At 41.3% G+C, this 12,745-nt stretch carries 10 protein-coding genes and 1 pseudogene; 5 read left to right on the top strand and 6 right to left on the bottom strand.

The window, feature by feature from the left end; all coding sequences use genetic code 11:
* Positions 1-833: 833 nt before the first annotated feature.
* From DXA05_RS27180 to DXA05_RS27170, 3 genes are read left to right on the top strand one after another with little or no spacing between them, the layout of a single operon-like run.
* Positions 834-1,241: a hypothetical protein gene (locus tag DXA05_RS27180; protein WP_284515446.1), complete on the top strand. Its 408-nt coding sequence runs from the start codon at positions 834-836 to the stop codon at positions 1,239-1,241.
* Positions 1,242-1,252: 11 nt separating this feature from the next.
* On the top strand, positions 1,253-2,305 hold the full coding sequence (locus tag DXA05_RS27175) for a hypothetical protein (protein WP_284515445.1): 1,053 nt from the start codon (positions 1,253-1,255) through the stop codon (positions 2,303-2,305).
* A 14-nt stretch (positions 2,306-2,319) separates the two neighbouring features.
* Positions 2,320-2,664, top strand: coding sequence for a hypothetical protein (locus DXA05_RS27170; protein WP_284515444.1), 345 nt, complete (start codon positions 2,320-2,322; stop codon positions 2,662-2,664).
* Between the two features lie 78 nt (positions 2,665-2,742).
* Here the strand turns inward: DXA05_RS27170 and DXA05_RS06260 are convergent, their stop codons facing one another.
* The 6 genes and pseudogenes from DXA05_RS06260 to pstC form a co-directional block, all read right to left on the bottom strand.
* Positions 2,743-3,624 carry a hypothetical protein gene (locus DXA05_RS06260; RefSeq protein WP_118496795.1) on the bottom strand — a complete coding sequence of 294 codons (882 nt, stop codon included), beginning with the start codon at positions 3,622-3,624 and terminating at the stop codon, positions 2,743-2,745.
* A 468-nt stretch (positions 3,625-4,092) separates the two neighbouring features.
* A pseudogene (locus DXA05_RS06255) lies at positions 4,093-5,902 on the bottom strand (site-specific integrase).
* 411 nt (positions 5,903-6,313) lie between these two features.
* A complete protein-coding gene (gene phoU, locus DXA05_RS06250) occupies positions 6,314-7,003 on the bottom strand; it encodes a phosphate signaling complex protein PhoU (protein ID WP_004317629.1) in 690 nt (229 codons plus the stop codon).
* A 75-nt stretch (positions 7,004-7,078) separates the two neighbouring features.
* Positions 7,079-7,837 carry a phosphate ABC transporter ATP-binding protein PstB gene (pstB, locus tag DXA05_RS06245; protein WP_074559003.1) on the bottom strand — a complete coding sequence of 253 codons (759 nt, stop codon included), beginning with the start codon at positions 7,835-7,837 and terminating at the stop codon, positions 7,079-7,081.
* Positions 7,838-7,845: 8 nt separating this feature from the next.
* Complete coding sequence (gene pstA, locus DXA05_RS06240; RefSeq protein ID WP_074559002.1) at positions 7,846-8,721, bottom strand: phosphate ABC transporter permease PstA; 876 nt, start codon at positions 8,719-8,721, stop codon at positions 7,846-7,848.
* Between the two features lies 1 nt (position 8,722).
* Positions 8,723-9,919 carry a phosphate ABC transporter permease subunit PstC gene (gene pstC / locus DXA05_RS06235; protein WP_128858923.1) on the bottom strand — a complete coding sequence of 399 codons (1,197 nt, stop codon included), beginning with the start codon at positions 9,917-9,919 and terminating at the stop codon, positions 8,723-8,725.
* A gap of 179 nt (positions 9,920-10,098) precedes the next feature.
* On the opposite strand from pstC, the gene DXA05_RS06230 reads away from it, so the two are divergent.
* Together DXA05_RS06230 and DXA05_RS06225 are read left to right on the top strand one after the other, a co-directional pair.
* Positions 10,099-10,911, top strand: coding sequence for a PstS family phosphate ABC transporter substrate-binding protein (locus tag DXA05_RS06230; RefSeq protein WP_128858922.1), 813 nt, complete (start codon positions 10,099-10,101; stop codon positions 10,909-10,911).
* Between the two features lie 48 nt (positions 10,912-10,959).
* Complete coding sequence (locus tag DXA05_RS06225; protein ID WP_117809572.1) at positions 10,960-12,699, top strand: glutamine--tRNA ligase/YqeY domain fusion protein; 1,740 nt, start codon at positions 10,960-10,962, stop codon at positions 12,697-12,699.
* Positions 12,700-12,745: the final 46 nt, after the last annotated feature.

Genomic DNA, 12,745 nt, shown 5'->3' with positions numbered 1-12,745 from the left:
GACTACTGGCACAATTAGAATTATTCCAAACGTCAATAAAATCTTTAAATTCTCCATACGCATAATAATAGATTAGTAAATAGTGTATTTAAGGACAAAATGAGGGCTTAACATGAAGTTCTTTCTTATCACTTTCCTTTGTGCATCTTTATATGTAGACATATACAAATCGTTGATAAGTCCGCACATTTAAGAAGTTCAAAAGGTTTGTGGGCTGAATAGCAATTCATGTAATCCTTTCATTTTTCCTAATGATTGGTATGGGGTGTTTTGGGTAATAGAAGGGGCTTATGCACGATATACATCTGATATGCTCACTGACAAATCAAATATTTCACTCTATAGCTGTATAAAGTCTAAATAGAAACACTGCCTAAATCTAAAGGGTGGGGGTATGAATTTCAAGTACCTATATTTTTGAGTTGGGTATCAAAAGGAACTTTACCAGTAATATATATCACTCTCAAATGCCATTATTGGCCTTTAGGACATACTCCCCTATAGAATGACGGACTTATGACAGTATCAGTATAAAGTTTGCAGATTGTCCACAATTCATGATTTTACTGTCGGAATATTAATTACCTTTGCAATATCAGGACAATGGGAAACACCCCAAATATAATCCTCAAAATTATTCCGATTCCATGTTAGAGATACCCTAAACGGGTATAATTCGACCTGATGCGTATCAGTTTTATTATTCTTGTGACTGTCCAATATTTCTACCATGACTCCCTTATACTAAAGATAAAAATTCTCTATAAAGTGGACAACACTAGATTAGATTATTCCAGTCAAATTAACTTTTAACTTAACTTATGAAGAAAGAAATGATTAAAATTCCGGCAAATATCAAGTATTTAACCGAACGGGAGAAGTTCATAGAAGAATTCGGGAAACCGTTTGAACTTCCTAATGGTATTTTGAATAAAGAGATACCCGGCTGTGGAGCAACTACAGTCGCACTGACAGATGAACATAAAACTATTATATGCAGCCCTCGCAATGAGCTGTTGAAAAACAAACATGAACAATACCCTGATACCTTGCTTGTAATTGGCGGGGTGGACACCAAAGAGATTGAGGCATATTTGCAGACTGCGGAGCTTCCCAAGATTCTGGTCTCCTACGATTCCGTGTATAAATTGATTGGCTGTATTAAATATAAATCAGATTGGCGTGTAGTAGTGGATGAATTCCAGTGCTTGTTGGCAGATAGTAGTTTCAGTCTGAAATAGAATTGCACTTTTTGGATAATTCAAGGTCGTTTCCGTATGTTACATTCTTATCGGCAACTCCAATTCTTGACAAATATCTGGAACAGATTGACCACTTCAAGGATATGAATTACTATCAGCTTGACTGGGAAGAAAAGGATATTGTCAGAGTATATAGAGAACGCACAAAGAATCCTATCAATGCAGCATTGGAAATAGTTCGCTACTATCAGAATGGCAATTATCCTTCTGTGTATGTTAATGGGGAAAGGATTTACTCCAAAGAATGTGTTATATTTCTCAATAGTGTAAATAATATTGTGAACATTATTAAACAAACAGAACTCAATCCGGAAGAAGTAAATATCATTGTAGGTAATTCTGACAATAACGACAGACAGATTGCAAGGATTGGGGAAGGATTCAAACGGGGAAGAATTCCCTTGAAGGGGGAGACGCACAAGAAATTCACCTTCTGTACTTCCACCGCTTATGCGGGCTGTGATTTCTACTCCACCAATGCCGCAACTTTTGTCATTAGCGATTGTAATCGCCCGAACACTGCGGTTGATATAGCAACGGAACTGGTACAGATTGCAGGCAGGCAGCGTCTGGCATGCAACCCCTTCAGGCAGTTCCTCACCTTCGTTTACAATGTCAATGCAGAGGAGGTAGAGCAGGAGACATTCAATGAGCATCTGTGCCGGAAGGTCAATGTGACACTTGACGAGATTAGAGACAACAACAATGCCGGTGAAGCATTGAGAGCCAAACGTATCAAGGATTTTAGGAGAATCCCCGACAATGTAAAATATCAGGATTCATATACAATGTACGATGAACAGAAAGGAGAATTTGTTTTCAACCGTTTAGCCTATGTAAATGAGCAATACTGTTTTGATGTCCAGAAGTTCAATTATCAGAATGGGGTAATTGTAAAGAAACTGCTCCAAGATAGTAGTTTCGATGTCAGTGAGAATCAAACTTATGCCGTTTACCAAGAACAGTTGAAACATCTAATCAAAAAGGAGCCATTTGTAGACAGGATGCAGGCATACTGTGAATATCGTGCCAAGCAAGGCTGATTGTCAATCTCGCAATGTCAACACTGGAAAGCAAATATCCAGAATTGAGGTATTATTATGAGGCTTTGGGCGTTGACAGGATTAAAGCTCTGAATTATAAGGAGAAGAAACTGCTCAATGAAATCCATATCATGAAAACCAAAAATAAGATTCGTCATGAATTACACGGCACTATTCACATCGGAGACAGGATATTAACTGCTGATATTCAGCAAACCTTACGTGTTGTATATGACAGGTTGGGCATTGACAAGTCACCGAAGGCGACCGACCTCAATGAATTCTTTGAGATTCATTCTGTCAAGATACCGACCGCCAACGGCCGGAAGAATGGCTTTGAGATTCGAGGAATATTGTAAACAAACAGAAAGAGGCTGAACTCAAAATCAATTTGAGACAGCCTCTTATTTTATGTATCATGTACAATCCGGTTATTCTTATTGCTGTTGAGCGTTACGCATCTCAATAACTCGCTCGATGATTAAGTGCTGAATACAGCTAATTTTATCTTCGCACTTAGCTGCTTCAATCCGCAACTTCTCTGTTGCTTCAATGCTGTTTAACACATTACAGACTGTATCAAAGTCATATTGCGAGATGCAATAATTAATGGCCTTAATATATCTGGTTTGTTTTGCAGCTTTCACGCCAAAGGCTTGTACTGTTGCCTTCATCAATTGCTCTGCCTGCGCATAAGTTCTATATTCTTCTTTAAAAAGAGAAGAATTCATAGCAAGGGCTTTGCTTTGTAATAAAGAAACAGTAGTGCTTATACCAAAATATCCCTGTACGGCAGTACCGGAAATAGAGTACTTCTCACCGAAGCTGCGGATATTCAGTAATAATTCATCTCCCGTTACAATTCCGGCATATCCTATCCACTCATCCTTTGAAGGACATTGAGAGAAATATGCAGTTGTTGCTACTCTGCGGTAAGCGTCGGCAACACTATCACATTCCACTAATTCAGCTTGCAGTGGCTCATCCGTCAAACCGAGCAAGTTAACATTGTCGGCTTTATCCAGATAGACCATTACGGCCGGAGCATTATCGGGAAGATTCTCTATTTTACTACCAACGTAATCGTATAGAGGAACATTCTCTGTGTAGAATGGTTTTGCGTCACATAAGCAAACCAGAGTCGGCAAGAGCTTACTCTTATCTATAGATTCATAGGTTTTATTCTTCTCAAAGTTTTTACGTTTGATAGAATAATCGGTGAAGGCAAGAATGATTTCCTGTTCTTCGCCATTAAAATTCACTGTGGTAACAAAGTACCACTTGGGAGCTTCTGCGCTCCCTAAATTTAAAAGCTTCATAAACTTCAATTTTGTTAAAATTATTAAGCGGGCGGTATATAAGAGCGGGCATACTTACACCTTCATATATACCCGGCAATCCGAGAATTGCCTAATTAATAATATTAACAATTATGAACTAATTGCCACAGCTTATCACTTCCAAGCAAAAAGCGATAGCTTAAAGCACCGAGGTGCTGGGGTCGGATTGTACATGATGTCAAAGAGCGGGTTGTTCAATGCTTACTCATCAACAATATGAGTTAATCATTTAACTGCTGCAAAGATAAACCATTTTACTGATAACATCCAAATTCTACGGTTATTATTTCTCGTAAATGCTTGATTTCGTCCGGATTAGCTACATTAATCCAGACTATCAGTTAACGTCAGTTAATGAGATTTTATCATACCTCCTTACAGCCGTATCTGTTTGGGGAGAATATGATGTTCAGGCTTACCAGAAGCCTTGATTTCCTAAAAAGCTTGTCAGCCCTGATTCCTTTTATCCAATAAGGCTGTAGTGATTTCTTTTATATTGGTGAATCTTTCCTTATCTAACAAGCTTATTTCCAAAGCCTTATTGACAAACTGCATAATTGCATCCTTACTGATACCAATTTTAACGCACTCGATAATCATTTCTCTAAAACTGTCATGCAAGTCTGATTGCTTCCCAACAGATAACTGTTTCACATATTGTTTTGCCACATCAGAATCAGAAGTGGAAGATTGGGAGAATTTTTCTATCTCGCTTATAAGAGACGTGATTTCATTGTCATAACTACACAGTTTCCCATTTTTCAAATGACCTACCTGTGATTGTAGTTCAGCAGCCTTATTGATTTTAGACGCAAAAAATTGAGTGTCTAACAGAGTATCGAACGTAATACCATTTATAGTATTTTGATACTGTTTTAAAATATTAATGGCTTCTTTGTTACCTTCTTGACTAATAGTAGTAGGTACTTTATCAGATTGCCTTACTTTTGTAGATTCTGTTTCCAACATTAGTAAAGCGGCATCCTCAGAGGTTAATCTTACATATTTCTTAAAAGACTTTGCATCATTATGTCCTGTTATCTTCATTATAATATGACTATCATAGCCATGTTTTAGCATATTACAGATAAAGGAACGTCTTGCTGTATGCGTTCCTATTAGTTCGTATGCTTTCACTTGTGTTGTAACAACTTCTCCTCCCCTATCCTCTGTTACATTATGTAATCTTGTTATACCTGCTTTTTCACCTATGTTCTTTAAATAGTTCAAAGCTGTTTGATTGGTATAAATAGGAAAACCATTTTTATACTTATTCAGAATATCTATAGCAACAGGTAAAAGAGGAATTGATACTCTATGCGTTTTCTTTTCTTGCACAATTTCTATTACTTTCCCTTTACCATTAGGCGCTTCCTTTATAATCCCCTCATTAATTGCTTGCGTATCAGAGAAGCGTTGCCCTATCCAACATTGTAATACAAACAAATCTCTCACTTCTTCTTCCCTTCCTGTTAAGCGCAAAGCATATATTTTATCTATTTCATCTTCCGTTAAATAAATCTCATTTTCATCACCTTGTCTACTTTGGGGCTTTTTATACTTGTCCAGTTTGGATTCGTGAATATCAATCATGCCTTGCTGCTCTGCTCTTTTAAGAATACATATTATCTTCTCTACCTTATTACCAACCGTAGTAGTTTTCGTTGTTTTACCTTTACCAACTTCCTTATTAAAAAGATAAGATTCATAATCCTTTATCAATGGTAAATTTATATCACTAAAACTAATAGGATATTTACCTACTTCATTCAGAAAAGCTTCAAAGAACTTTATTTGTTTCACATAATCAGCTCTTGTACTATCTTTTATAGTTCTATCTAAAGCTAATGTATTACGTAACCAATGTACTGCATTTATATTTTGCTTTTCTTTCTCCATAGTATCTTTGTATATACTTCTTTAATATCTTAACACTATTTCCGATTTCGTTGGGATTGTCACAAAGATAACGCTTATATTGCAGAAAGCGATTTTTAATCTCAATTATTTTCGTGTTAACAATAGTATTATTGAGATTATCAAGTTCACTTAACCTACAACCGATATAAGCCTCTTGCTTCTTCACATTCCAATGTTCTGGATATACCTTAACACCCGTAGAAAGTCTTATTTGCTTCCTATCTATCCTGCATACCAAATAGATATTAGTAGGCTTGTTTGATTTGGGTTCTCTCAAATTAAACTTAGCCTGTACTTCATTAAAAAAAATCTGTCCCGTTTGAGCCTTGTTATTCATTTCTGTGCTTCAATTTCGTAATTCAAACTCGTACTTCAATTTTGTGCTTACAAGGCTTTAGCTAACAAAATATCAAGAAGAATCCTCTCTCACAGTATTGTAGAACGCCAATTTACTATCATCAATAAGAGCAAAAAAAATGGGGCTTTTCACAAAGCTCCATTTTTCAGTTTTCAATAGGTATTAGTTTTTTTTTAAGGTAAAAAGATTGTTTTCAGGATAACGGTGCAAATATAGGCGGTTTTACCGATACTATCCAAATTATAAAACATGTCATATAACATCTTTTTGAAAATTCTTTGGATTTATTATCATTTGAAGCAAAATCTCCTGTAACTTGTCCGTTATAGGTGACAAATATAGGATAATTTTTTAAGGAGCCCTAATTTCTGTTTAAAAATCCGCAAAAAATTACTTTTCCGGGTAGTTTTCGTCCGTTTTTCCACGATGTTTTAACACTTTGGCGTCAATGAAGAAAACAATCTCCTCGGCAATATTGGTAATATGGTCTCCCGAACGTTCCAGTTTACGGAACACACTGACCAAATCTACGCAGGTATGTACAGCTTCCGGATGTTCGATGATATAGTCAGAAAGAATACCTGTCGCATCCGCATTGATTTCATCCAGCAAATTATCCTTGGCAAACACTCCCGCTGCCAAATCATTGCTTTCTTCATTCAAGGCACGCTTCGCCAGTTCCAGCATCGACAACACTTCTGCCTGCATCTCTGCCAGACGAAGACGGTTCAATAATTCCGCATCCAACACCGGCTCTTTGCAACGAAGTACAAAGCGGGCAATACCTTCCGCAAAGTCGCCCAAGCGTTCCAGATTCGTATTGATCTTCAGCATAGCCAATACAAAACGGAGGTCAATCGCCACCGGATTATATAATGCGATAATATCTTCCACATCGCTATCTATCTTCAATTCAAAAGCATTCACCCGACGCTCACGAACCATCACTTGTTGAGCCAACTCCTTGTCGAGGGTCAACACAGCCTCTCCGGCACGGTCAAGCTGGTTGTACACCAAGGTCCACATTTCATCAATTTCCTTCTTCAATAGGATAAGTTCCGATTCTATAAACTTTACCATAGTCTATTATATATAAATGATTAATATTCTGCTAATGACATTTCAGAAATAAATTTCAGGCACGGATTTCACGAATTACCCGAAGCGTCCCGTTATGTAATTCTGGGTAGCCTCTTTCTCCGGATTGGTGAATATCTTTTTCGTCTGATCGAATTCCACCATTTCGCCCATATAGAAAAACGCCGTCTTATCACTGACACGGGCTGCCTGCTGCATATTATGCGTAACGATTACAATCGTATAATCCTTCTTCAATTCATGGATCAACTCCTCCACCTTAGCCGTAGAAATAGGGTCGAGTGCAGACGCAGGCTCATCCATCAGCAATACCGAAGGAGAGACAGCCATCGCACGGGCGATACAAAGCCGCTGTTGCTGTCCGCCGGACAACGCATAAGCCGACTCCTTCAACTTATCTTTCACCTCATCCCAAAGAGCCGCTCCTTTCAACGTTTCCTCCACACGATGGCGAATGAAAGCATTGTCTTTTATTCCATTAACACGAAGTCCGTAAGCTACATTCTCGAATATACTTTTCGGAAAAGGATTCGGACGCTGGAACACCATTCCTACATTCTTGCGGAGTTCGTCCACTTCCACCCCTTTCGCATATATATTATGTCCGTCGATACGGATTTCTCCCTCCAGACGGGTAGCAGGAATCAAATCATTCATCCGGTTGAAAAGCCGGAGGAAAGTAGACTTACCGCAACCGGACGGTCCGATAAAAGCGACAACCGACTTTTCCTCAATCTGCATACTGATACCCTTCAATGCATGAAAATCTCCATACCAAAAGTTCACATCACGCGCATCTATTTTCACTGTATCCATATACTAATCTAGTTTGTTTTTACTCTTTTCTCAAAATACTTTCTCAATGCATTGGCCAGCAGATTCACGAACAGGATAATCATAATCAACACCAATGCCGTACCATAAGCCAGCGGCAATTGTGCCTCCATATCCGTTCCACTCGTGGAAATCACATACAAATGGTAAGGCAATGCCATACACTGATCGAAAATACCCGTTGGCAGTTGTGGCAGGAAGTATGCGGCACAAGTAAACAGAATCGGTGCCGTCTCTCCCGAAACACGTCCCAAGGCAAGAATCAACCCTGTGATAATGTTCGGCATCCCCATCGGCAGAATGACGTGCCAGATCGTCTGTAACTTCGTTGCCCCCAAGGCCCGGCTGCCTTCACGCATACTGTCGGGAATGGCTTTCAGAGCTTCCTCCGTTGTCCGAATGACCAAAGGTACGCAAAGCAAACCTAATGTTAAAGAACCGGCCAAAATACTATCACCAAATCCCATATAATTGACAAACAGCGCCATACCGAACAATCCGAATACGATGGAAGGAATACCGCTCAAATTATTGGTCATCACTCGGATAAAGCGTACCAACTTACCTTTCGGCGCATACTCATTCATATAAATTCCGCTCATCACCCCTATCGGAAAAGCGAACAGCGCACTCCCCACCATCAGATAGAAAGTACCGACAATGGCCGGCCATATACCGCCACCTGTCATCCCGTCCGTAGGAGCCGAAGTGATAAAATCCCAACTGATAGCGCCGATTCCTTTATAGACGATAAATCCCAGAATTGCAAACAATATCAGTACAATGCAAAGGCTCAACAGCCGGAAAATCCCGAAAGCAATTTTCTGCGAACGGTGTTTAGCTTTATTATTACTCCGTATTTCCATCTTATTTGCTACGTTTTAATCCTTTAGAGGAAATATATTCCACACTAAAATTGATAATCAATGTGATGAAGAACAGTACGACACCCAACAGGAACAACGCCTGATAGTGAGGTCCTCCCGCAGGGGCTTCTCCCAGTTCGGCCGCAATCGTAGCCGGAATGGTACGCAAAGGCTCAAGGATCGTTGTCGGAATCACAGCCGCATTACCCGTCACCATCAATACTGCCATCGTCTCCCCGATAGCACGTCCGATACCGAGTACCACACCGGATGTAATCCCCGAAATAGAATAAGGAATCACTACCTTATATATCGTCTGCCATTGCGAAGCGCCCAATGCCAGACTCGCTTCCCGCATCGCACGCGGACAGTTGCGCATCGCGTCTTCCGTCACCGTTATAATAGTAGGCAATGCCATAATAGCCAGTACGATACTTCCCGCCAAGCCACTCTCTCCCACCGGAAGATCAAACAATTCCTGAATCAACGGAACAATGACAATCAATCCGAAAAAGCCATAAACAACGGAAGGAATACCGCTCAACAGTTCGATAATCGGTTTCAGCCAGTTCCGCACTTTCGGATTTGCCACTTCAGACATATAGATAGAAACCGACAGCCCGAACGGCAAAGCAAAAAGGATGGCAAACAGGCTCACCCACAACGTCCCGGTAATCAACGGCAAAAAGCCGAATTGAGCAGCCGGAGTGGCCGTAGGAAACCATTCGGCACCCGCAAATACATCCTTTACGGAAATAGTGTTATCCTCTATGAAATGTACCGCGTCCGGATGAACAATAAACTTCTGCGGAACAAAAGCTACGATGCCAGGTGTTTTCTCCACCAGCTCCGTAATCTTATCGCCTGCATATTCATAAGCAGGTCCCAACTCCTCTTCCGTATAATACTGCGTTATGTCCTCCAAACGAAAAACCCGGATAGGGAGATCTTCCCCACCGAGTTCCTTCCAGTTTGTAATCTCTTCGTCAAAAACATTTTTTATCTGTGCGGGGTTCAACACGCTGACCTTGTTGCTCTTATTCAGCGCCAACACATATCCCTCTTCAATCACTTTACTCTTGAACAGCCCGAAAGCTTCAGTGAAAAGGAAGAGTACAATCAGCAGAATAGTAATACTTGTCACAAAGCCGCTACAAGTCAACATTCCTTCTATAATCTTTTCAAATACCTTTTTCATATACCTGCTATGATTTCTGATGCAAAGAAAGCGTCTCTTTATTAAGGAGGTGTGACTAACGTTTGAAGGAAATGTTTCAATCATGTTACGTTTGTGTTACAAGTACCATTTCCACTCCGGATGAAATGAAAATGTAATATCCGATTGCTTAATTTGCAACGTTAATAAAACGAAGAAATATGAAAGTGAGAAGAAACTTATTAATCGCCCTTTCCTTACTCTCGCTCGGTGCCAACGCACAACGTATTAAAGGTAGCGATACGGTACTGCCTGTCGCACAACAGACAGCAGAGCGGTTTATGAACCAGCATCCGGAGGCCCGTGTCACAGTGACCGGTGGCGGAACCGGTGTAGGTATCTCCGCTTTAATGGATCATACAACGGACATCGCAATGGCTTCCCGCCCGATCAAGTTCAGCGAAAAGATGAAAATAAAAGGAGCCGGAGAAGAAGTAGACGAAGTGATTGTAGCCTACGATGCTCTTGCCGTGGTGGTGCATCCCTCCAATCCGGTAAAGCAGCTGACCCGCCAACAACTGGAAGACATTTTCCGGGGGAAGATAAACAACTGGAAACAGGTAGGCGGAGACGATCGCAAAATAGTGGTTTACTCGCGCGAAACATCGTCCGGTACTTACGAATTTTTCAAAGAGAGCGTACTGAAAAATAAAAACTACATGGCAAGCAGCCTTTCCATGCCGGCAACGGGTGCCATCATCCAGTCTGTCAGCCAAACCAAAGGAGCCATCGGATATGTCGGACTGGCATACGTATCTCCCCGTGTCAAAACGCTTTCCGTATCATACGACGGCACCCACTATGCCACGCCTACGGTAGAGAACGCCACCAATAAGACCTACCCCATCGTGCGCCCGCTTTATTACTACTACAATGTAAAAAATAAGAAACAAGTATCACCCCTGATTCAGTTTATTCTCTCGTCCGACGGACAGGACATTATAAAAAAGAGCGGTTATATTCCGGTTAAATAAAAAAAATGTCCTACTTTTGTAGCCTAAATACAGATAACATTAACCGTTATGACAGATATTAAAAACGAAGAAGCAGGCGAAAAGAAAAGCTTGAACTTTATTGAACAGGCAGTAGAGAAAGACTTGAAAGAAGGTAAAAATGGTGGAAAAGTGCAGACACGCTTCCCGCCCGAACCTAACGGTTACCTTCACATCGGCCATGCCAAAGCTATTTGCCTTGATTTCGGCATCGCAGAAAAACACGGCGGTGTATGTAACCTTCGTTTCGACGACACAAACCCGACCAAGGAAGATGTGGAATATGTAGAAGCTATCAAAGAAGACATTCAATGGTTGGGCTACCAGTGGGGAAACGAATACTACGCTTCCGACTACTTCCAACAATTATGGGACTTCGCTATCCGCCTGATCCAGGAGGGAAAAGCATATATTGACGAACAAAGCTCCGAACTGATCGCACAGCAAAAAGGTACTCCTACCCAACCGGGTGTGGAAAGCCCTTACCGCAACCGTCCTATCGAAGAAAGCCTCGAACTTTTTAAGAAAATGAATAGCGGCGAGATCGAAGAAGGTGCTATGGTGCTCCGTGCCAAGATTGATATGGCCAACCCGAATATGCACTTCCGCGATCCGATTATTTATCGTGTAGTGAAACACCCGCACCACCGTACAGGTACTACCTGGAAGGCTTATCCGATGTATGACTTCGCTCACGGACAGAGTGACTTCTTCGAAGGAGTAACTCACTCGCTGTGTACACTCGAATTTGTGGTACACCGTCCTCTTTACGACCTCTTCATCGACTGGCTGAAAGAAGGAAAAGACCTGAACGACAACCGTCCTCGTCAGACTGAATTCAACAAACTGAACCTAAGCTATACCCTGATGAGCAAACGTAACCTGCTCACACTGGTGAAAGAAGGACTAGTAAACGGATGGGACGACCCCCGTATGCCGACTATCTGTGGTTTCCGCCGTCGCGGTTATTCGCCGGAGTCTATTCATAAATTTATTGATAAAATCGGATATACCACATACGATGCCCTGAACGACATCGCCCTGTTGGAAAGCTCCGTTCGGGACGACCTGAACAGCCGTGCCACCCGTGTATCGGCAGTGATCAACCCGGTTAAACTAATCATCACCAACTATCCGGAAGGACAGGTTGAAGAACTGGAAGCAATCAACAACCCGGAAGACCCGGAAGCAGGAAGCCACCTGATCGAATTCAGCCGTGAACTGTGGATGGAACGCGAAGACTTCATGGAAGACGCTCCCAAGAAATATTTCCGCATGACACCGGGACAGGAAGTACGCCTCAAAAATGCCTATATCGTAAAATGCACCGGTTGCAAGAAAGACGAAAACGGCGTAATAACAGAGGTATATTGCGAATATGACGCTAATACCCGTAGCGGTATGCCGGACGCAAACCGCAAGGTGAAAGGCACGCTCCATTGGGTAAGCTGCAATCACTGCCTGCAAGCAGAAGTACGTTTGTACGACCGCCTGTGGAAAGTGGAAAACCCACGTGACGAACTGGCTGCCATCCGCGAAGCTAAAAATTGCGAAGCACTGGAAGCCATGAAAGAAATCATCAATCCGGACTCATTGAAAGTTCTGCCCAACTGCTACATAGAGAAGTTCGCAGCTACCCTGCCTGCACTCTCCTACCTGCAGTTCCAACGGATCGGTTACTTTAATATCGACAAAGAATCAACCCCGGAAAAACTGATTTTCAACCGCACAGTAGGGTTGAAAGATACGTGGGGGAAGATTAATAAATAACCTTTCACCACAGATACACGATAACACAGATTTTATTCTATATTCT

It is taken from the genome of Bacteroides sp. AM54-2NS (genome assembly GCF_003602935.1).
GTDB classification, from domain to species: Bacteria; Bacteroidota; Bacteroidia; order Bacteroidales; family Bacteroidaceae; genus Bacteroides; species Bacteroides xylanisolvens.
Note: the sequence above shows the minus strand (reverse complement) of the source record. Positions and strands in the feature narration are given on the sequence as shown.

What these genes read in the sequence shown, in the direction of transcription:
- DXA05_RS06260 (WP_118496795.1), bottom strand. Translation starts at nt 3,624, where the DNA reads ATGAAGCTTTTAAATTTAGGGAGCGCAGAAGCTCCCAAGTGGTACTTT.
- DXA05_RS06225 (WP_117809572.1), top strand. Translation starts at nt 10,960, where the DNA reads ATGACAGATATTAAAAACGAAGAAGCAGGCGAAAAGAAAAGCTTGAAC.
- pstA (WP_074559002.1), bottom strand. Translation starts at nt 8,721, where the DNA reads ATGGAAATACGGAGTAATAATAAAGCTAAACACCGTTCGCAGAAAATT.
- DXA05_RS27170 (WP_284515444.1), top strand. Translation starts at nt 2,320, where the DNA reads ATGTCAACACTGGAAAGCAAATATCCAGAATTGAGGTATTATTATGAG.
- DXA05_RS06230 (WP_128858922.1), top strand. Translation starts at nt 10,099, where the DNA reads ATGAAAGTGAGAAGAAACTTATTAATCGCCCTTTCCTTACTCTCGCTC.
- DXA05_RS27180 (WP_284515446.1), top strand. Translation starts at nt 834, where the DNA reads ATGATTAAAATTCCGGCAAATATCAAGTATTTAACCGAACGGGAGAAG.
- pstC (WP_128858923.1), bottom strand. Translation starts at nt 9,919, where the DNA reads ATGAAAAAGGTATTTGAAAAGATTATAGAAGGAATGTTGACTTGTAGC.
- pstB (WP_074559003.1), bottom strand. Translation starts at nt 7,837, where the DNA reads ATGGATACAGTGAAAATAGATGCGCGTGATGTGAACTTTTGGTATGGA.
- phoU (WP_004317629.1), bottom strand. Translation starts at nt 7,003, where the DNA reads ATGGTAAAGTTTATAGAATCGGAACTTATCCTATTGAAGAAGGAAATT.